Origin of the sequence: Cedecea sp. (assembly GCF_036500665.1) — a bacterium.
Taxonomy (GTDB): Bacteria; Pseudomonadota; Gammaproteobacteria; order Enterobacterales; family Enterobacteriaceae; genus Cedecea.
In genome coordinates this window covers 158,149-177,936 of the sequence record NZ_DASYBS010000096.1, presented here as the reverse complement: position 1 = coordinate 177,936, position 19,788 = coordinate 158,149, and the positions used below count along the sequence as shown (strand labels likewise).

At 54.8% G+C, this 19,788-nt stretch carries 19 protein-coding genes; 3 read left to right on the top strand and 16 right to left on the bottom strand.

Annotation, left to right across the window (positions count from 1 at the left end):
- Positions 1–8: 8 nt before the first annotated feature.
- Together mltB and trpS are read right to left on the bottom strand one after the other, a co-directional pair.
- Positions 9–1,085: a lytic murein transglycosylase B gene (gene mltB / locus VGM55_RS15710; protein ID WP_154188309.1), complete on the bottom strand. Its 1,077-nt coding sequence runs from the start codon at positions 1,083–1,085 to the stop codon at positions 9–11.
- 95 nt (positions 1,086–1,180) lie between these two features.
- Positions 1,181–2,200, bottom strand: a complete 1,020-nt coding sequence (gene trpS, locus VGM55_RS15705; RefSeq protein WP_331635970.1) for a tryptophan--tRNA ligase — start codon at positions 2,198–2,200, stop codon at positions 1,181–1,183.
- A gap of 278 nt (positions 2,201–2,478) precedes the next feature.
- Between trpS and VGM55_RS15700 the strand changes: the two genes are divergently transcribed.
- Positions 2,479–3,150, top strand: a complete 672-nt coding sequence (locus tag VGM55_RS15700) for an HAD family hydrolase (RefSeq protein ID WP_154188307.1) — start codon at positions 2,479–2,481, stop codon at positions 3,148–3,150.
- Between the two features lie 204 nt (positions 3,151–3,354).
- Here the strand turns inward: VGM55_RS15700 and VGM55_RS15695 are convergent, their stop codons facing one another.
- The 5 genes from VGM55_RS15695 to VGM55_RS15675 all read right to left on the bottom strand — a co-directional run bounded on the left by VGM55_RS15695 (position 3,355) and on the right by VGM55_RS15675 (position 7,453).
- The gene (locus VGM55_RS15695) at positions 3,355–4,395 is read right to left on the bottom strand and encodes a TerC/Alx family metal homeostasis membrane protein (protein WP_154188306.1); all 1,041 of its coding nucleotides are present in this window, start codon (positions 4,393–4,395) and stop codon (positions 3,355–3,357) included.
- A 129-nt stretch (positions 4,396–4,524) separates the two neighbouring features.
- Complete coding sequence (locus tag VGM55_RS15690) at positions 4,525–5,295, bottom strand: anti-sigma factor family protein (protein ID WP_154188305.1); 771 nt, start codon at positions 5,293–5,295, stop codon at positions 4,525–4,527.
- On the bottom strand, positions 5,292–5,804 hold the full coding sequence (locus tag VGM55_RS15685; RefSeq protein WP_154188304.1) for an RNA polymerase sigma factor: 513 nt from the start codon (positions 5,802–5,804) through the stop codon (positions 5,292–5,294). Before VGM55_RS15685 ends, VGM55_RS15690 begins: the two co-directional genes overlap by 4 nt.
- Positions 5,805–5,825: 21 nt before the next feature.
- A complete protein-coding gene (locus VGM55_RS15680) occupies positions 5,826–6,368 on the bottom strand; it encodes a cytochrome b (protein WP_154188303.1) in 543 nt (180 codons plus the stop codon).
- Positions 6,365–7,453 (bottom strand): catalase family peroxidase, encoded by a 1,089-nt coding sequence (locus VGM55_RS15675; protein WP_414648278.1) that lies wholly within the window; start codon positions 7,451–7,453, stop codon positions 6,365–6,367. The genes VGM55_RS15680 and VGM55_RS15675 overlap by 4 nt, the downstream gene beginning before the upstream one ends.
- Positions 7,454–8,028: 575 nt before the next feature.
- Here VGM55_RS15675 and VGM55_RS15670 point away from each other — a divergent pair.
- Positions 8,029–9,594, top strand: a complete 1,566-nt coding sequence (locus tag VGM55_RS15670) for a methyl-accepting chemotaxis protein (protein ID WP_331635969.1) — start codon at positions 8,029–8,031, stop codon at positions 9,592–9,594.
- A gap of 37 nt (positions 9,595–9,631) precedes the next feature.
- Here the strand turns inward: VGM55_RS15670 and VGM55_RS15665 are convergent, their stop codons facing one another.
- Together VGM55_RS15665 and VGM55_RS15660 are read right to left on the bottom strand one after the other, a co-directional pair.
- On the bottom strand, positions 9,632–10,348 hold the full coding sequence (locus VGM55_RS15665) for a Type III secretion system effector HopBA1 (RefSeq protein WP_331635968.1): 717 nt from the start codon (positions 10,346–10,348) through the stop codon (positions 9,632–9,634).
- 131 nt (positions 10,349–10,479) lie between these two features.
- Positions 10,480–10,896, bottom strand: coding sequence for a hypothetical protein (locus VGM55_RS15660; RefSeq protein WP_154188300.1), 417 nt, complete (start codon positions 10,894–10,896; stop codon positions 10,480–10,482).
- Positions 10,897–11,179: 283 nt separating this feature from the next.
- On the opposite strand from VGM55_RS15660, the gene mutS reads away from it, so the two are divergent.
- On the top strand, positions 11,180–13,741 hold the full coding sequence (gene mutS, locus VGM55_RS15655; protein WP_331635967.1) for a DNA mismatch repair protein MutS: 2,562 nt from the start codon (positions 11,180–11,182) through the stop codon (positions 13,739–13,741).
- A 91-nt stretch (positions 13,742–13,832) separates the two neighbouring features.
- On the opposite strand, the gene rpoS is transcribed toward mutS, so the two are convergent.
- The 7 genes from rpoS to ispD form a co-directional block, all read right to left on the bottom strand.
- The gene (gene rpoS, locus VGM55_RS15650) at positions 13,833–14,825 is read right to left on the bottom strand and encodes an RNA polymerase sigma factor RpoS (protein ID WP_154188285.1); all 993 of its coding nucleotides are present in this window, start codon (positions 14,823–14,825) and stop codon (positions 13,833–13,835) included.
- Between the two features lie 57 nt (positions 14,826–14,882).
- Positions 14,883–16,040, bottom strand: coding sequence for a murein hydrolase activator NlpD (nlpD, locus tag VGM55_RS15645; protein ID WP_331635966.1), 1,158 nt, complete (start codon positions 16,038–16,040; stop codon positions 14,883–14,885).
- A gap of 131 nt (positions 16,041–16,171) precedes the next feature.
- Positions 16,172–16,798 (bottom strand): protein-L-isoaspartate(D-aspartate) O-methyltransferase, encoded by a 627-nt coding sequence (locus tag VGM55_RS15640; protein ID WP_154188283.1) that lies wholly within the window; start codon positions 16,796–16,798, stop codon positions 16,172–16,174.
- Positions 16,792–17,553 carry a 5'/3'-nucleotidase SurE gene (gene surE, locus VGM55_RS15635; RefSeq protein WP_154188282.1) on the bottom strand — a complete coding sequence of 254 codons (762 nt, stop codon included), beginning with the start codon at positions 17,551–17,553 and terminating at the stop codon, positions 16,792–16,794. Before surE ends, VGM55_RS15640 begins: the two co-directional genes overlap by 7 nt.
- Entirely contained in the window at positions 17,534–18,580 is a 1,047-nt protein-coding gene (gene truD / locus VGM55_RS15630) for a tRNA pseudouridine(13) synthase TruD (protein WP_331635965.1), read from the bottom strand. The genes surE and truD overlap by 20 nt, the downstream gene beginning before the upstream one ends.
- The gene (ispF, locus tag VGM55_RS15625) at positions 18,580–19,059 is read right to left on the bottom strand and encodes a 2-C-methyl-D-erythritol 2,4-cyclodiphosphate synthase (protein ID WP_154188280.1); all 480 of its coding nucleotides are present in this window, start codon (positions 19,057–19,059) and stop codon (positions 18,580–18,582) included. Before ispF ends, truD begins: the two co-directional genes overlap by 1 nt.
- Entirely contained in the window at positions 19,059–19,769 is a 711-nt protein-coding gene (ispD, locus tag VGM55_RS15620; protein ID WP_154188279.1) for a 2-C-methyl-D-erythritol 4-phosphate cytidylyltransferase, read from the bottom strand. Before ispD ends, ispF begins: the two co-directional genes overlap by 1 nt.
- Positions 19,770–19,788 lie beyond the last annotated feature (19 nt).

Here is a 19,788-nt window from a genome sequence, read left to right as displayed (position 1 = left end):
TATATCACTTATTGAACGCGGGCCAGCGCCACGGCCTGCCCTAATTGCCACACCGCCATCGCATAATGGGTGCTGTGGTTGTAGCGGGTAATGGCGTAGAAGTTCGGCAGCCCGTACCAGTACTGGTAACGGTCGCCCATATCCAGGCGCAGCAGGCTCACTTCCTGATGGTTGCCTAAAGAACCCTGTGGGCTCAGCCCGGACTGGCCAAGCGCGGCAACGGAATATTTAGTATTGAAGCCGTTTGCCAGCCCCGGCACCTGGCCGTTAGCCGGCACGGCAACCATGTCGCCCTTCTCCCAACCGTGGGCCTTGAAGTAGTTCGCCACGCTGCCGATAGCATCTTCCGGGTCCCACAGGTTCACGTGACCGTCACCGTTGAAATCCACCGCGTATTCTTTAAACGAGGAAGGCATGAACTGCCCGTAGCCCATCGCCCCGGCGAAGGAGCCTTTCAGCGCCAGCGGGTCGTCACCTTCGTTACGCGCCATCAGCAGGAAGGTTTCGAGCTCGCCCGCGAAGTATTGCGCGCGACGCGGGTAGGCAAAGGCAAGCGTAGCCAGGGCATCCACAATGCGCGTTTTCCCCATCACGCGGCCCCAGCGGGTTTCAACCCCGATAATCCCGACGATGATCTCCGGCGGTACGCCATAAACCTGGTAAGCACGGTTCAACGCGGACTCATATTGATTCCAGAACTTAACGCCGTTTTGCACGTTATCCGGCGTGATAAATTTACCACGGTAGCGCAGCCATGCTCCGTTCGGCCCGGCAGGCGGCGCCGTCGTCGGTGCCTGCTGATCCATCAGGCGCAGCACGTAGTCCAGACGTTTAGCCTGGGACAACACTTCATGCAGCTGGCGCCTGTCAAAACCATGCTCATTCACCATTTTGTCGATGAATTTCTCTGCTTCCGGGTTGTAAGCGAAGTCGCCGGTTTGCATAAAGACATCGTGCTGCGGCTGCAGCAGGAAACCACCCGACGGCACGCCGCTGGTTTGCTGCTGCTCGGTGGTTTTCGGTTTACTGCTACAGGCGGAGAGTAAAACCAGGATCGGAAGGAGTGCTGCGGCTGAATAACGCATCTGATGGGCTGTCCCTGTGAATGTTCGAGAAAGTTTCGGAATAATGGTAATCCATAATCACCCATCTGAGTATGCCTCTCTACGTCCTTCTGCCGTTAAAATAGCACCGGCAATCCCAGCGCACGTTTAACTTCATCGGCCGTTTGCTGGGTTAGCGCACGCGCCTTCTCACTCCCTGCCCGAAGCACCTCGCTCAGGTAAGCCTTATCCTCAATAAAACGACTCCTCCGCTCCCTTATTGGCGCGAGCAGGCTTTGCAGGCAGGTTTCCAGTTCATTTTTACACTGACGATCGCCAAGCCCACCGCGCTGGTAATGCGCTTTCATCGCCTTAACTTTCTCTTTGTCTTCATGAAAAGCATCCAAATAGGTAAACACCACGTTGCCGTCAATTTTCCCCGGATCGCTGACGCGCAGATGCTCCGGATCGGTGAACATGCCGCTAACGGCCTGGTGAATCTGCTGTTCACTGGCGGAAAGCGTGAGCGTGTTGCCCAGCGATTTTGACATTTTGGCGTTTCCATCAATGCCCGGCAGGCGGCTTGTCGGGCTGAGTAACGCCTTGCAATTGGTTAAGATCGGCGTCGTCACCAGGCTATTCATCTTGTGCACGATTTCATTGGTCTGTTCGATCATCGGTAACTGATCGTCGCCCACCGGCACCAGCCCGGCTTTAAAAGCGGTGATATCGGCGGCCTGGCTTATCGGGTAAACAAGGAACCCGGCAGGAAGAGAACGGACAAAGCCCTTTTGCGCGATTTCGCTTTTTACCGTCGGGTTTCTTTCCACGCGAGCGACGGTAACAATATTCATATACAGCATGGTGAGTTCGGCAAGCGCAGGCAGCGAAGACTGCAGGCAGATCGTTGATTTTTGTGGGTCGATCCCAACCGCCAGATAGTCCGCCATCACCTCCAGAATATTCCCGGCCACCTTCTCAGGGCGGCTGCCGTTGTCGGTTAATCCCTGAAGGTCGGCCACCAGAATGTACTGCTGATGCTGGTGCTGAAGCTGAACGCGCTGGCGAAGTGAGCCAACATAATGCCCGAGATGAAGCTGCCCGGTTGGGCGATCGCCGGTAAGAATGGTTTGCTGCAAAGGATGTGAACTGTTCATGAATGCCTCCTGAGGCTGATAAATCTTGCCGGAGGGCGAACGGATAAAACAAAATAGCCGCCTTCCGGCGGCTATTAGAAAAGGGTGAACGAATTCCTGCCGCCTCTAAAGAGACAGCCACCAACGGGTAACGATAAGGGCGGTGTGTTTTCTGTTCATTACCCTACCCTATCACATTTCGCTGCGGTTTCCGTAGTGGGATTTAAAAGTTTATAATTTCCCTATTGTTCGCAAGATCCCCTCGCGACGTACAGATAAAAAGGGAAATGTGGGAATCTATGGTTGTAATGAATGATCCTTCGCCGGGCGTGCTGTCGGTCTTTGATTTTGACGGTACTCTGACCCATCGCGACAGCTTTGTCCCGTTCCTGCGCTTTGCTTTTGGGCGCAGAACCTTTGCGCGCAAGATGATGCGTATGGTATTGCCCACGCTCAAATGCCTGCGCCGTAAGCTGACCCGTGATGAGTTAAAAGAAGTGCTGATTTCCACCTTTTTAACCGGCGTCAACGCGCAGTGGGTTAAAGAGAAGGCCGAAGTTTATTGCGCGAAAAATTTCGAAAAAATGATGCGCCCGCGCGGGCTCATGGCGGTCGCCGCTGAGCTACGTTCTGGTGCCGAAGTTACGCTGTGTTCAGCCTCCCCGGCGATTGTGCTGCAACCGTTCGCCGAACGCCTTGGCGTTAAGCTTATCGGCACTCAGCTTGAGGTTGTCGATGGCATGTTGACCGGCCGCATTAACGGCCATAACTGCCGCTGCGATCAGAAAATTCAGCGCCTGGAGCAGGTATATGGCCCGCTAAATCAGCTTCATCTGCGGGCATGGGGAGATTCGCGTGGCGACTATGAGCTGCTCACCGCAGCCAGAGATTACCACTGGAGACATTTCCACCGCACCCGGTCCCGCCGCAGTTCGCCAATCGAAAGGTTGCGCCTCGACAAACATCTCTGAGTCACGTCATCAGGACGCCATCACCCGAAGGAGTCAGACTGCTGACATACCTCTGACGAAAGAAGAAATACCAGACGGCTCGTCAAAAAACAGGAAAATCAATTTATTGATTTTCGGCTGATAGCCACAAAGAGGGAAAAACCACGTTTTTTCCCTCTTTGTCAGCAACCTAACGCCCTCGCCTGAAGGCGTCCTTCGACCCGCTTAGTTCTTGCTGTCGCTCGATTCGGCTTTTGCCGGGAACATCACGCTGAGAATGATGCCCACGGCCAGCACGCCCAGCACAACGTACAGGCTCGCGGTAGCGGAAATACTGTAACCGTGATGCCAGATGTGATCGCTGGCGTTGAGGCCAAGCTTCACCGCGATAAAGAACAGCAGCACCACCACGGCTTTTTCCAGGTGAACCAGGTACTGCTTTAACGCTTCCAGCACGAAATAGAGCGTACGCAGGCCAAGTATCGCAAACATCATCGCGCTGTAGACAATCAGCGGTTCGCGGCTGACGGCAATAATGGCCGGCACGGAGTCAAAAGCAAACATCACGTCAGAAAGCTCAACCACCGCCACGCACAGCATCAGCGGCGTAGCATAAAGCGCGGCTTTTTTGACTCGCCCGACGGTAATGGCCTGGTTTTCTGGCTTCTCGAGCTCCCGGTCGACTTCGGCCTGGTTCAGCAAGAATTTACGCCCGGCAAGCTTGGGCCAGATAGGGAAAAAGCGCTTAACCAGCCGGTAGGCCAGATGTTGAGAATAGTCCTCAACCTCTTCTTCCCCGCCGTCGCCCTTCAGCATCATCACCGCCGTCCAGGCAACAATCAGCGCAAAAACGATTTCAACATAGGGCCCAAGAGACAGCAGCCCGGTGCCGATGGCAACAAAAATGCCCCTAAAAACAATCGCCCCGATAACGCCCCAGTACAACACGCGGTGCCGGTAGCGATCCGGAATGCCGAACCAGGCAAAAATAGCCATCATCACAAACAGATTATCGACCGACAGCACCTTCTCAAGCGCATAGCCGGTAACAAATAAGCTGGCGACTTCCGCACCATGATGTACGTAAAGAAAACCGGCAAACAGCATTGCCACTGCGACCCAGAATACCGACCACAATGCGGCACTTCTCAGCGAGACAGGCTCGTCTTTGCGGTGCATAAAGAGGTCGATGAAAATGGCACCCACCGAGAGCGCAAGAAATACCGCTACCGTTTCGGTCGGGAACCCAATATGTGTAGATACCATGTTTTATCCTTGAGGAATGACGGAAGCAGCCTCAGGGAATCCGGGTACTGCTTCACTTCATTCAGGATAAGTGGTTCGGGAAAAAATGATATATTTTTTCTGGCATTGGCTAATGAAGCAGCATTTATGTCAGATGGCGCTGGCATCTCCGGCATACGCCGCAACCGCTTTTTGCAGCCCTGCCGTCTGGCTGTCGTTAGCCGGGCTTACCATCGCATAGTTATAGCGACGATCGCTCCAGTATTGCGCCTTCAGGTTCTCGGCCTGCCGCTCTCCTTTGCCCAACGTTATTGAGCCAGAAGGCCGGATATACCAGGCGACACGCGTACCCTGCGCATCCTGGTAAATCACCAGCGCAGCCAGCCCCTGCTCGGTAACCATCAAGCGGCCGCCTACCAGCGTAAAACCGTAATTCCCCAGGTTAGGCGCGTGCGCGCCGTCAATGAAATAGCGACTCATCCAGTCGTTTACCGCATCGCGATCGCTGGCAACAACATCCAGCGCCTTAACGTTGCCGCTATTCACCAGACGATAGGCCTGCACGGCATCTTCCATCGGCAGGATTTGCCGTAGGGTTTGGCTGGCATGCAGCTGCCATCCGGCCACGCCGCCAATACCAACAGAAAACAGCAGGCTAAAGGCAACGGCTAAACGCCACTGGCGGCTGCGGCGGATCCGCTGGCGAACCATCTTCATCTCCGCGTTAACGGAAGAAACCTGAGGCACAAACTCATCGAGAGAGAGGCGCAGGCGCTGGGCATCGGCCTGCCATTTCCTCACCTGTGCGGCCTGTTCCGGACGCTGCTGCAAATAGTGTTCAACCCACTTTTTGCGCTCTTCATCCAGCTGCCCGTCAACCCAGGCATGGAGATCCTGTTCTTCAGGAATGCGCGATTTCATTTTAATCTCCTTAATGCCGGGGAGGTCGATGCACCCTCATCCCACTTTTGCAGCTGTTTTCTGGCCCGTGATAAACGTGACATCACGGTACCTAACGGAATATCCAGCGACTCCGCCGCTTCTTTATAGCTCAGCCCTTCCACGCTGATGAGCAGCAGCAGCGCGCGCTGCTCCACGGGAAGCTGGCTGAACATCGCCAGCATGTCGTCATTGATAAGCATCTCTTCGGCTGAAGCAGCAACTAGGCTTTCATCGCCGGTAAACAGCGACAAAATACGCTGGTAGCGCCTTTTACGCCGCTCGCCATCAATAAACTGCCGATAAAGGATCGAGAACAGCCAGCTGCGCAAACTCTCGCGAGCCGCCAGATCCCTTTCCTGCGTAAACGCTTTTTCCAGGCAGGACTGTACCAAATCCTCCGCGGAGTGAGGGTTACGCGTGAGCCACAAGGCAAAACGCTGCAGATGCGGCAGCATTTCACGTATTTCCAGTTCGCTCAGTGTTGACATGATTTACTCCGCTGCGCGACGTTAGCCACGGCCTTTATAGCCCGTCATGCTGCTGAACACGCCATCACGCAACAACAGCGCATGGAACAGTGCGGCAGTCAGATGCAGAACCACGGTGACGAACAGCAGCAGCGCAAGCCAGGTGTGCAGCGGCCGAAGCATGGCATAAAGCTCAATATTTTTGGCCACCAGCGCCGGTAACGTGATGCCGGCCCCCAGCGTCACGGGATAGCCCGCCGCAGAGAGCATCGCCCAGCCCACCAGCGGCTGAGCCACCATCAGAAGATACAGCAGCCAGTGGGATAAATGCGCGAGCGCCACCTGAAAACCAGGCAGATGCGCCGGGAGCGACGGCGTTTTATAACGCAGACGAAGATATACCCTCAGAATAACCAGCAGCAGAATGGCGACGCCGAGCGGTTTATGCAACGAGTATAAAAAGGCATGCAGTTCCGACACGGTGGACACCATCCCCACGCCGATAAACAACATCGCCACGATCATCAGCGCCATCGCCCAGTGAACGACGCGCAGCAAAGGGTGAAAATAAGCTGCTTTACTCATAACCCGGCCCCTTTATTTACCTGAGCTTCTTCATGCGTGCGGCGATTGAAGGATGACGAATAAGCCGCAGAGCGCGCGCTAAGCAGCGGATCGTCCGAGCCCGAAATGCCCTCTGGCAGTATCAGCGGATCGTAGTTGATGTCCCGGCAATTGCCGTCGGCCTGATCTTGTGCAGAAGTCAGCACCAGCGTGCCTGCGTTAAGCTTTTGGTGGCTATCGGGCCAGGCTTTCGTCGCGTCATTGGTCGCGTCGCCCTTTTCAGCCACGCTGATAATTAAATCCCATTTTAGCGGCCCCTGCTGCAGGCGCTGCTTGATGTCCTGTTGAAGGAATAAAGGATTCGCTTTGTCCTGCGCCGTCACCGGCACGCCGGGCGTTTGCGCCTGCATACTCCAGCGCACGCCGTGAACGTCCCCTGCTTTGTTGGTAAACAAGAAGGCATTCAGGCTGTTGTAGCTGTCGCTGGCCCAGCTGGACGTTGGCACATAGCTCTTTACCCAGGCAAAAAACGGCTTTGCCTCCGGGTGAGCGCTGATAAACGCTTTCATTTTGGCCGGATCGGGTTTGCCCGTTTTAGGATCGGGAATACCCGCCATTTGCTGATCGTAGAAGCCCTGAGGGGTAGCAACGCTAAAGAACGGCAGCGCGTTCATCCCCGTGCGCCACTCCTGGCCATCGCGGGTAATAAACTGCAACGCCATACTGCGCACCGGAACTGCACCATCGGGCGCGTTGGGGTTACCGCCGGCAATCGCCAGACGCCCAATAACCGGCGTATTGCCAGGCAGAAACACCGTTGCTTTTGACAGGGCGCTGCCGCTGCCGTTGGAGTCAAAATATCCCACCACGCAGACGCCTTTGGCATGATTGCGACGATAGCCGGGGTGCTCTCCTCCCGTTTTTTCCAGCGCATTAACCAGCTTATCGGGGGATAAACGCCCCGGCGTCAGAGCCCCCCACGCCCAGGCAAACAGCAGGCAAAGGGCTAACGGAATGGCGACTATCACGGCGCCACGCAGTAAAAATTGCTGCGGGTAGCGCAAATTTTTAAACATCGCGCAGAAAGAGGGACGGGGTTCTCGCATAGGTTCGGCTCACAATGATGAAACAGCATTTGGCTTTTGAGCACATAGGACGAACGAAATGAACATTTATTCCCAGGCCTTAAAGTTTTTTTACCGCCTGTATTCCACCATCAAAAACAGGGAGATTGCTGTAATTAACTTTCAAACAATCCGAGGGCGTCGATTTTAAAATATTGGTTCAGCCTTTTTCATTAATAGCTAAAAATTTAAACCTTAAATAAATAATAAACATTTGTTAGCAGACGTAACGAACGTGCTTGGGGAATTATTACAAGCCCTGGACACCAAGTTTAAAGCATAAAAACAAAGTGAAATCGCAAATGAAAAGCAAAATCATTTGGCTTAAGGAGAACAAAAATAAACGCCATTGTTATTTATGGAATAAAGCATTTCACCCTCGTCAACACTGCACCCATCGGTACAAAACCGCCCTATTGACAACGTTTTGCCTGCAGATTAATTTTCTTTCCAACCTGATAGCCTGCATGACAACTTACCCTCCTGTATTCGCTGCGGGAAAATACTCTAACAACACCATTAACATCACGCTCAATATTAATTAAAAGAGAGTTATTATGTTTAAAAACCTTTCCGTAGGCTCGCGCATTAGCGGCAGCTTTATCATTATTTTATTCACACTGATTGTCCTGACGCTGGTGGCAATTATGCAGGTGAATAAAATAAATAATGCGCTGATCGCCATCAATGATGTCAATAACGTTAAACAGCGCTATGCCGTTAATTTCCGGGGAAGCGTGCATGACCGCTCTATTGCCATTCGCGACGTGACGCTGGTTCCGGCAGGCGAGCTGCAAGGGGTGATCGAGCACATCCGCAAGCTGGAGCGGGATTACCAGGCCTCCGTCCAGCCGATGGAAGGTATTTTTGCTCTGGGCAACGACGTTACCGTAGAAGAGCGTGCGCAATACGCAAAGATAAAAGAAGCCGAACAGCAAACGCTGCCGCTGGTGAATGAAATTATCGCTCTGCAGCAAAAAGGCGATGTGGAAGGCGCACGCCAGGTCATCCTCAATCAGGCTCGCCCTTCATTTGTTAACTGGCTGGCCACCATTAACGGTTTTATCGACATGGAGACGCAGCTTAACGATGCGCTGGCTAATACAGCACGCGGTATCGCGCGCACATTTCACCTTCTGATGCTCACGCTGGCGCTGGTTGCCGTCGCGCTTGGCCTGCTCATCACCTGGTCAACCACGCGCAAAATTACGCTTTCCCTCGGCGGTGAGCCGGTTGATTTGCTGCGCATGACCAACGCCATCGCCGCCGGAGATCTGACGCAAACGCCCGAGCTGCGTAAAAAAGATTCCAGCAGTATTCTGGCTTCGCTCAGCCATATGCAAAATGCGCTGCGTCAGCTGGTGCTGGAAGTACGTCAGAACGCAGAAGGTGTGGCGAGCGCCAGCGCGGAGATTGCCAGGGGTAGCAGCTCACTTTCTGCAAGGACCGAGAACCAGGCCGCGGCGCTGCAGCAAACTTCAGCGGCGATGGACCAGGTGGCGAGCACGGTGCGTAACAATGCGGAAAGCGCGCAGTACGCCAGTAAGCTTGCCAGCTCTGCCGCCAGCGAAGTCGCCCAGGGGAGTGAAATGGTGCAGGGGATCGTCAGCACCATGGAGGAAATTACTCAGGAGTCCGTGCGCATTGCCGACATTACATCGGTGATCGAGGGGATAGCTTTCCAGACCAATATTCTGGCGCTTAACGCTGCCGTTGAGGCGGCAAGGGCTGGTGAACAGGGCCGAGGTTTTGCCGTGGTCGCTACCGAGGTTCGCGCCCTCGCCCAACGCTCTTCCAGCGCCGCGAAAGAAATTAAAGGCCTGATTACCGGCTCGGTGCAGCGGGTGAACAGCGGTGCGCAGGAGATAGACCAGGCTGCGGAAACCATGAGCAAGATTTTGACCACCGTCAGCCAGGTGAACAGCATCGTCAACGAAATTGCGCATAACTCTGCTGAACAGGCGACCGGCGTTAATGAGGTTGCTCAGGCCGTTGCGCAGATGGATAAAAACCTGCAGCAGAACGTCGCGCTGGTCGAGGTGACTTCCTCGACGGCAACCTCTCTCGATACGCAATCCCGCGTTCTGCGAGAAACCGTCAGCGTTTTCCAGGTGGCGTCCTGAGACAAAAAGGTGCGGGGAATCGCCATTGACCGTTAGTTTATTTCGGGAAATTAATCACCAGGTGGCTGTTGTCGTCCTTATCGTTCAGCGTGCAGCCCGGGGCTTTATCGCTCGCGCTGAAGGAAACCACGGGGCCGGGGCGCATATCTTTAGGCCCTTGCTCGCGGCTATGATGAAAATGCCCCCCGCCGCCCCAAACCAGCGTTTTACGAGCGCCAATGGCACGCTCTTCCTTTTCTGCCGCAGCGTTCCAGGCAATATTGAGCGCCAGCCGCTTGTTCATATATTTGATGGCTTCCATAGGCGTTTTGGGCGCAGCACCGGGAATATGGCGGTCAATGCCGGCGACGGAAATGCCGGCTTTGTGCGCTTCATAAAGTGCCCCGGCAATCTTGTCCACCCAGACCTCGCCATGTTTTGACCAGGCATTCATGATGAAGTTTTTTGTCGCCTCTTTGCCATGAGCCAGCGCTTCGCGAAACAAGGCGTTATCGCTGTACTTCACAAACTCTACCGCCAGCAGATCCACACCAGCCTTTTTCAACTCGGGAATGGCATGGCCGACAAATTCAGGGATCGCAAGCTGACCATGCACATCGCCCAGATAGGCAAGCTTGTTATCACGGAACAGGTTAGCCAGGGCCTGAACGGGATCGTTTACCGGCGGCTTAATTTTAATATCAGGATGGATCCTTCCGCTGGCGTTAAGGGAGGCGGGCTGAACGCGATTTGACTGACCGACTGCAGAAAACATGGTTATCTCCGATGTTGGGATGTTTTCTGGTAAGTGGGTAACTGAAAATTGAGTTCCTGAAAGCGGGGTAAAAAAGATGTGTCTAAACGCAACATCCGGCAACTGAAGCGGGTAGCCGGCTCTGGCAGGCGTTATCTTTTGTAATAGTTGTTGAGGCTCTTGATGTAGTTCATACAGCCCATCACGCTGGGATCCGTGCTGGTATATTTATAGTCCTTGATGATGCCTTTACTGTCAGTAGAGATCTGAATTTTGCAGCTGTAGTTGACCGGTACAAACGTGGTTTGTGTTGTTGTGGCCTCAAACGGTTTGCCGTTTACCGTGCCAGAGGTCGTTTGAGGCGAGACATTAGGCTCGGCCCCCGTGCTGTTCGTTACCCACGTATAAACTTTTGTATCGTCGAACGTTTGCTGATTATCGGGATAGCCCAGGATTTTAAATGCGACCGTTTTATCCTGACCGACCAGGCCACGTAAGCCATCATCAAGCTGTTGAAAAGACACACACCCGGTAACAACCAGCACGCCCGCCAGTACCCACTTTTTCATAAAGACCCTGAAATTTTACTGTTTAAACAGAATAAAGGCGCAAAGTTGCGCCAAACTACGGTATTGCAGCCAGCCGCAGCAAAGAACATATCAGAATCACAGCGAGTTGTTATTGCTTTAAACGATGTCGTTTAACCGCTGTTTTCCTGTCTCTGATACTCCGTTATCATGGGTCATCTGCGGAGTCATTCCCGCTAGCGGTTATTACGTATTAGTGAGCGATAATGAGAACCAGAAACTTCACTAACCAATTAAAATTCAACGGAATGGACATCATCATCACATGAGTACTAGCGAAACCTTCGACGCACATACGCCGATGATGCAGCAGTATCTGCGTCTCAAATCCGAGCATCGTGACATCCTGCTGTTTTATCGCATGGGTGACTTTTACGAGCTGTTCTATGACGATGCAAAGCGTGCCTCTCAGCTGCTGGATATCTCTCTGACAAAGCGTGGCGCTTCTGCTGGTGAGCCTATTCCGATGGCGGGAGTCCCCCACCACGCGGTGGAAAACTACCTCGCAAAGCTGGTTAACCTCGGCGAGTCCGTCGCTATCTGCGAACAAGTAGGCGACCCGGCAACCACTAAAGGGCCGGTTGAACGTAAAGTCGTTCGCATCGTCACGCCAGGCACCATCAGCGATGAAGCGCTGCTGCAGGAACGTCAGGATAACCTGCTGGCCGCCATCTGGCAGGACAGTAAAGGTTTTGGCTATGCGACGCTGGATATCAGTTCAGGGCGCTTTCGTCTGACCGAGCCCGAAGACAGTGAAACCATGGCGGCCGAGCTTCAGCGCACCAACCCGGCAGAGCTGCTGTATGCGGAAGATTTTGCGGAAATGAGCCTGATTGATGGCCGCCGCGGCCTGCGCCGTCGCCCGCTTTGGGAGTTCGAGATTGAAACCGCACGCCAGCAGCTGAATTTGCAATTTGGTACCCGCGATCTTACCGGATTCGGCGTCGAAAACGCCCATCATGCGCTTTGTGCCGCCGGTTGCCTGCTGCAGTACGTCAAAGATACCCAGCGCACCTCTCTGCCCCATATCCGCTCCCTTACAATGGACAGGCAGCAGGACAGCATCATTATGGATGCGGCCACCCGGCGTAATCTGGAGATCACGCAAAACCTGTCCGGTGGCGTGGAGAACACGCTAGCCTCGGTGCTGGACTGCACCGTCACGCCAATGGGCAGCCGCATGCTCAAACGCTGGCTGCATATGCCAATACGCAACGTTGATGTGCTAACCAAACGCCAGCAAACCATTGCCGCCCTGCAGGAACGTACCGCAGAAATTCAGCCGACGCTGCGCCAGGTTGGTGACCTCGAGCGTATTCTTGCACGCCTCGCCCTGCGCACCGCTCGTCCACGCGATCTGGCCCGCATGCGTTATGCCTTCCAACAGCTACCTGCCCTCAGGGGTATGCTGTCGGAGGTGGATACCGACTATGTACAAACGCTGCGCGAGCAGATGGGCGAGTTTGTGGAGCTCCGTGAGTTACTGGAACATGCAGTCATAGAATCACCGCCGGTGCTGGTTCGCGACGGCGGTGTTATTGCTCCCGGCTATAACGAAGAGCTGGACGAATGGCGAGCTCTGGCTGACGGCGCAACCGACTACCTGGATCGTCTGGAGATTCGAGAGCGCGAACGCCTGGGTCTCGACACGTTGAAAGTCGGCTTTAACGCCGTCCATGGCTATTATATTCAGGTCAGCCGCGGCCAGAGCCATCTGGTGCCGATCAACTACGTTCGCCGCCAGACGCTGAAAAACGCCGAGCGCTATATCATCCCCGAGCTGAAAGAATATGAAGACAAAGTTCTGACTTCTAAAGGCAAGGCGCTGGCGCTGGAGAAACAGCTGTACGACCAGCTGTTTGATTTACTGCTGCCGCACCTCGAAGCCCTGCAAAAGAGCGCAACCGCGCTGGCAGAACTGGACGTGCTGGTAAACCTGGCCGAGCGCGCATACACCCTGAACTACATCTGCCCGACGCTGACCGACAAGCCGGGGATCAGGCTAGTGGGTGGCCGTCATCCGGTGGTGGAACAGGTGCTCAGCGAACCGTTTATCGCTAACCCGTTAAACCTTTCGCCGCAACGCAGAATGCTGATTATTACCGGCCCGAACATGGGCGGTAAAAGTACCTATATGCGCCAGACCGCGTTAATCGCGCTGTTGGCCTATATCGGCAGCTTTGTTCCCGCGCAGCAGGCCGAGATTGGCCCGGTTGACCGTATTTTCACTCGCGTGGGTGCCGCGGACGACCTGGCTTCCGGCCGCTCAACCTTCATGGTGGAGATGACCGAAACCGCCAACATTCTGCATAACGCGACGGAACACAGCCTGGTGCTGATGGATGAGATTGGCCGCGGCACATCAACCTATGACGGCCTGTCGCTGGCATGGGCCTGCGCTGAAAGTCTGGCAAACCGGATCAAGTCGCTAACGTTGTTCGCTACCCATTACTTCGAGCTGACTACGCTGCCGGAAAAAATGGAAGGCGTCGCCAACGTCCATCTGGATGCCGTGGAGCATGGCGACACCATCGCCTTTATGCACAGCGTACAGGACGGGGCAGCCAGCAAGAGCTATGGCCTTGCCGTTGCCGCCCTGGCCGGTGTGCCAAAAGACGTCATCAAGCGCGCCCGCCAGAAACTGCGTGAGCTTGAGAGCCTTTCAGGCAATGCGGCAGCAAGCCAGGTAGACGGTACGCAAATGTCGCTGTTGGTTGCGACGGAAGAGACCTCTCCTGCCGTTGAAGCGCTGGAGAATTTGGATCCGGACTCGCTCTCTCCACGTCAGGCGCTGGAGTGGATTTACCGACTGAAAAATCTGGTTTAGGGTTTACCCGTTCTCCTTTCGGGGAGAACGACAAACTTCAGGCATAAAAAAAGCGGTGATTTGCATCACCGCTTTTTATTTGAACAGTCGATTACTCGCGGAACAGCGCTTCGAGGCTCAGCCCCTGAGTCTGCAAAATCTCACGCAGACGGCGCAGGCCTTCAACCTGAATCTGACGAACACGTTCACGAGTCAGACCGATTTCGCGGCCCACATCTTCCAGTGTCGCAGCTTCATAACCCAACAGACCAAAACGACGGGCCAGCACTTCACGCTGCTTAGCGTTCAGTTCGAACAACCACTTCACGATGCTCTGTTTCATGTCATCGTCTTGCGTGGTGTCTTCCGGACCGTTGTCTTTCTCATCCGCCAGAATATCCAGCAACGCTTTCTCTGAGTCACCACCCAGCGGGGTGTCTACCGAGGTAATGCGTTCGTTGAGACGCAGCATCCGGCTAACATCATCAACCGGTTTATCCAGCTGCTCGGCAATCTCTTCCGCACTCGGCTCATGGTCGAGCTTGTGGGAGAGTTCGCGAGCGGTACGCAGGTAAACGTTCAGCTCTTTCACAATGTGAATCGGCAGGCGAATCGTACGGGTTTGGTTCATGATAGCCCGTTCGATAGTCTGACGAATCCACCATGTGGCGTAAGTTGAGAAACGGAATCCACGCTCCGGATCAAACTTTTCAACCGCACGGATAAGCCCCAGATTACCCTCTTCAATCAGATCCAGCAGCGCCAGACCACGATTGCTGTAGCGACGGGCAATCTTCACCACCAGACGCAGGTTACTTTCAATCATGCGTCGGCGAGAGGCCACATCACCGCGTAAGGCGCGGCGTGCAAAATAAACTTCTTCTTCGGCTGTTAATAATGGAGAGTAACCGATCTCTCCAAGATAAAGCTGAGTCGCATCAAGTACACGCTGTGTGGCGCCCTGTGACAACAGCTCTTCTTCTGCAAGGTCGTTATCACTGGGTTCCTCTTCTACAAGGGCTTTTTCGTCAAAAGCCTCAACTCCGTTCTCATCATATTCCGCGTCTTCGTTTAACTCGTTAACTTTCAGCGTATTCTGACTCATAAGGTGGCTCCTACCCGTGATCCCTGGGCAATACACTCAATTGAGTATCTTGCCGGTTTATCGCTGCGGCAAATAACGCAGCGGGTTTACGGATTTCCCCTTGTAACGAATTTCAAAATGCAATCGTGTAGAACTGGTTCCGGTGCTACCCATGGTAGCGATTTTCTGCCCCGCCTTAACTTCTTCTTGTTCCCGGACCAGCATTGTATCGTTATGGGCGTAGGCACTCAGATAATCATCGTTATGTTTGATGATGATTAGATTACCGTAACCGCGCAGTGCGTTACCGGCATACACCACGCGCCCTGCGGCGGTCGCGATAATTGCCTGTCCTTTACTGCCGGCGATATCGATACCTTTGTTGCCCCCTTCGGTGGCCGCAAAGTTTTCGATGATCTTACCGTCGGTCGGCCAGCGCCAGGTCGAGATTGGCGAACTGTTAGACGTACTGCTGACGGTCGGTTCGGTAGAGCTAACCACAGGTGCCGTTACCGGTGCTGTGACGACAGTCGCAGCTGGCTTATTGCCTGGTAACATTTTAGTAGCACTCTGTTCACCTGAATCCTCAGAATACGTAATTGTTGGTTTAGAAGCAACCACCGTGGTGGAGTTTTGTGCAGCTGGCGTAGTCACGCCCTGCGCACGGGCATCAGCCGCGGTAACTGCATTTCCGCCCGTAATCGGCGTACCGGATGCATTACCCACCTGCAGGGTTTGTCCGACCTCAAGACCATACGGAGCCGCTACGTTGTTGCGCTGCGCCAGGTCACGGAAGTCGTTCCCGGTGATCCACGCAATATAGAACAGCGTGTCGCCACGTTTGACGGTATAAGTACTGCCACCCGCATAGCTCCCTTTCGGAATGTTCCCATACTGGCGGTTGTACACAATGCGGCCATTTTCCGTGTGTACTGGCTCGGAAACAGCGGGCTGTGTTTGAGGCTGGCGAACCGGCTGAATTTGCGGCTGTTGAACCGGCTGTATCTGCGGCTGTTGAACCGGCTGTATCTGCGGTTGCTGAATCGGGGTGGACATTGTCGGTGGCTTAGTCACCAGCAGGCTACCGGTCGAAGAGCCGGAAGTATTGCCGTTACCGCCCACGGAACTGATCGGTGCCTGGGTATTATTATTGCTTGTGCAGCCTGCCAGCCAAAGGCTGGTTAGCGTCAGCATCGCCGCCCGGCGTAAAGTGAAAGTTGGGCTTCCCGCGCTCATTTATCCCCCAAAATGATAACAACCAGATATTCATGAAAACACTATAGAAAGCAACGCTAAACCGCGCCTGCTTTTGCTGAGTCCGGCTACGTTACGCCGAATTCCAGCCAAAAAAACCGGAAATTTCCAGGTTATGCCAGTTCACCTGGCACTAAGGGTACAAAGCGAACAGCTTCTACAGTGTCGATTGAAAATTCGTCTCCGTGGCGACGCACGCGTTTCAAAAACTGCTGGTCGTCGCCCACGGGTAAAACCAGAATGCCGCCGTCGTCCAGCTGTGACAGCAGGGCCGAAGGAATTTCCGGCGGTGCTGCCGTCACAATGATAGCGTCAAACGGGGCTTTCGCCTGCCAGCCCTGCCAGCCATCGCCGTGACGGGTTGAAATATTATGCAAGTCGAGCTGCTTCAGGCGGCGTCTTGCGTGCCATTGGAGACCCTTGATGCGCTCAACGGAGCAAACGTGCCCCACCAGATGCGCCAGAATCGCGGTCTGATAGCCAGAGCCAGTGCCAATCTCCAGCACTTTTGAATGCGGCGCGAGCTCCAGCAGTTCCGTCATCCTCGCCACCATATAGGGCTGCGAGATAGTCTGGCCAGAGCCAATAGGTAACGCGGTATTTTCCCAGGCTTTGTGTTCAAACGCTTCGTCGACAAATTTCTCACGCGGCACCTGCGCAATAGCCTCAAGGACCCGTTCGTCCTTGATGCCCTGGGCACATAATTGATCGAGAAGAGTTTGTACGCGTCTGCTTACCATTGCGCCTCAACTCCGGCTTTTTCCAGCCAGTGGCCAACGACTTCGTGGGCGCTGTGCGCAGTTAAATCGACGTGCAGCGGCGTCACCGACACATAGCCTTCGTCCACGGCGGCAAAGTCGGTATCTGGCGCAACATCCAGTTTTTCCCCCGGCGGGCCAATCCAGTACACCGTGTTGCCACGTGGATCTTCCTGGCGAATCACCTGGTCTGCCGGATGACGGCTGCCGCAGCGCGTGACGCGAATGCCTTTGATTTGGTCCAGCGGTAAATCTGGAACGTTGATATTTAGAATGCGCCCGGTGCGCAGTGGCTCCCGAGCCAGCGCCAGGAGAATAGAGCAGGTGACCGCCGCTGCGGTCTCATAATGCTGATGGCCATCCAGCGAGACGGCCAGCGCCGGGAGCCCTAAATGACGCCCTTCCGTCGCCGCCGCAACAGTGCCGGAGTAGATAACGTCGTCGCCGAGGTTTGGCCCGGCGTTGATGCCCGACACCACAATATCCGGGCGCGGGTACATCAGCGCATTGACGCCGAGATAGACACAGTCCGTTGGCGTTCCCATTTGAACAGAGATATCCCCGTTGGCGAGGGTAAAAGTTCTAAGCGATGACTCGAGCGTCAGCGAGTTTGATGCGCCGCTGCGGTTTCTGTCCGGCGCAACAACCTGAACCTCGGCAAATTCGCGCAGCGCTTTTGCCAGCGTCTGAATGCCAGGCGCATGGACGCCGTCATCGTTACTCAGCAATATTCGCATAATCACCCGCTGTGTTCATGAGTTCCCTGACAACGCTGGTAGCGAAGCTACCCGCCGGTAGCCAGAAGTTCAGCTCAACGGTCACGTCATCCCACCAGTTCCAGCTTAATGCCTTCGGTTGCACTAACATCGCGCGACGCGCGGCTTCCACGCGTTCACGCTTCAGCAGCCCCTGCAGGACATCTTCGTCTGCCACGCACTGCTGCTCAAAAGCCAGCGCAACGTTTTGCGTTCCCCACTCGCCGTCACCCGGCAGCGCAGCGGTAATCAGCAGGTCGCCGTCATCCACTCGCTGTTGCAGGGTCGGGAGTTCTTCCGGGGTTGCTACAAACCAGCTGCCACGTCCTGCCAATTGTAGCGCATCGCCATCAACAACTTGATTAAAGTCTGTTTTTTTCAGGCGCTGGCTAACAATCTGATTAAACAACGCGCTGCGTGCTGCCGACAACCAAAAACTGCGTTTATTTCTGTCGCGCAGCGGTGAATTGCTTTCCGCCCAGCGCTTCGCCTGATGCAGGTTGTTACCGCCGATGCCAAAACGCTGGCTGCCGAAATAGTTAGGCACGCCCCGCAGAGAGATGGCCTGCAGGCGCTGCTCCATTTCGTTACGATCGCTGACTTCACGCAGCACGAGGGTAAAGCGGTTCCCTTTAAGCGCGCCCAGGCGCAGCTTGCGCCGATGGCGAGCAAACTCCAGCACCTGACACCCTTCAAGGATAAAGGCGTTCATATCCGGCATTTCTTTACCCGGCAGGCGGACGCAGAACCACTGCTCGGTCACGGCATGTTTATCTTTCTGCCCTGCAAAGCTGACTTCACGGGCATGAACCTTAAGGAACTTAGCCAGCGCATCGGCGACAAAACGCGTATTGCAGCCGCTTTTCAGGATCCGCAGCAGCAGGTGCTCACCGTCACCGTCGGGGCCAAAACCCAAATCCTCTATGACCACAAAGTCTTCCGGACTGGCCTTGATGACCCCGGAACCCTGCGGTTTACCGTGCAGCCACGTCAGATTTTGCATATCCATTACTTACTGGCCTTATGCAAAAGCGCGACCGCTTCGCAGGCTATACCTTCCCCACGGCCGGTAAAGCCAAGCTTTTCGGTGGTGGTTGCTTTGACGTTCACGTCATCCATATGGCAGCCGAGATCTTCAGCAATAAACACGCGCATCTGCGGGATGTGCGGAGCCATTTTCGGTGCCTGAGCAATAATCGTCACGTCCACGTTCCCAAGCGTAAAACCTTTAGCCTGAATGCGACGCCACGCTTCGCGCAGCAGTTCGCGGCTGTCCGCACCTTTGAAGGCAGGATCGGTGTCCGGAAACAGCTTGCCGATATCTCCAAGCGCAGCGGCACCGAGCAGCGCATCGGTCAGGGCATGCAGGGCAACGTCACCGTCGGAATGGGCCAGCAGTCCTTTTTCGTACGGGACACGAACGCCGCCAATAATAATCGGGCCAACGCCGCCAAAAGCATGAACATCAAAACCATGTCCGATACGCATTATAAATTCTCCGTTTGGGTTAACCGCGTAAGATAGAAAGCCGCCAGTGCCAGATCTTCAGGGCGAGTTACCTTGATATTATCAGCACGAGCACTAATCAGTTCTGGATGAAAGCCACAATATTCCAGGGCCGAAGCTTCATCGGTGATGGTTGCGCCTTCATCCAGCGCGCGCAGCAGACAGCTGCGCAAAAGTTCAAGCGGGAACAGCTGCGGCGTAAGGGCATGCCAGAGATCTTCACGATCGACAGTATGGGCTATCAACGCGTTGCCGGGCTCACCCCGCTTCATGGTATCTCGGACCGGCGCCGCCAGAATAGCGCCGACTTTGCTGGTGGCGGTAATCGCCAGTAGATTGCCCAGATCGTCCGGATGCAGACAGGGGCGCGCGGCATCGTGGACCAGCACCCATTTCGCATCACCTGCGGCCTGCAGGCCAGCAAGAACCGAATCCGCGCGCTGTTTCCCGCCGGTGACTACGGTGACGCGAGGATTAGCGGCCAGCGGCAGAGAAGAAAAGTAGGTGTCGTTGGGGCTGAGGGCGACGATCGTCTGGCCCACACGCGGATGCGCCATCAGGCAGGCTACCGCATGTTCAAGAATCGTTTTGTCGCCGATGTGTAGGTACTGCTTAGGACATTCCGTTTGCATACGGCTGCCGATACCGGCGGCCGGTACCACGGCAATTACGTCCGGGGAGGAGTCTGCCATGCCTTTCACTTATGCTGAG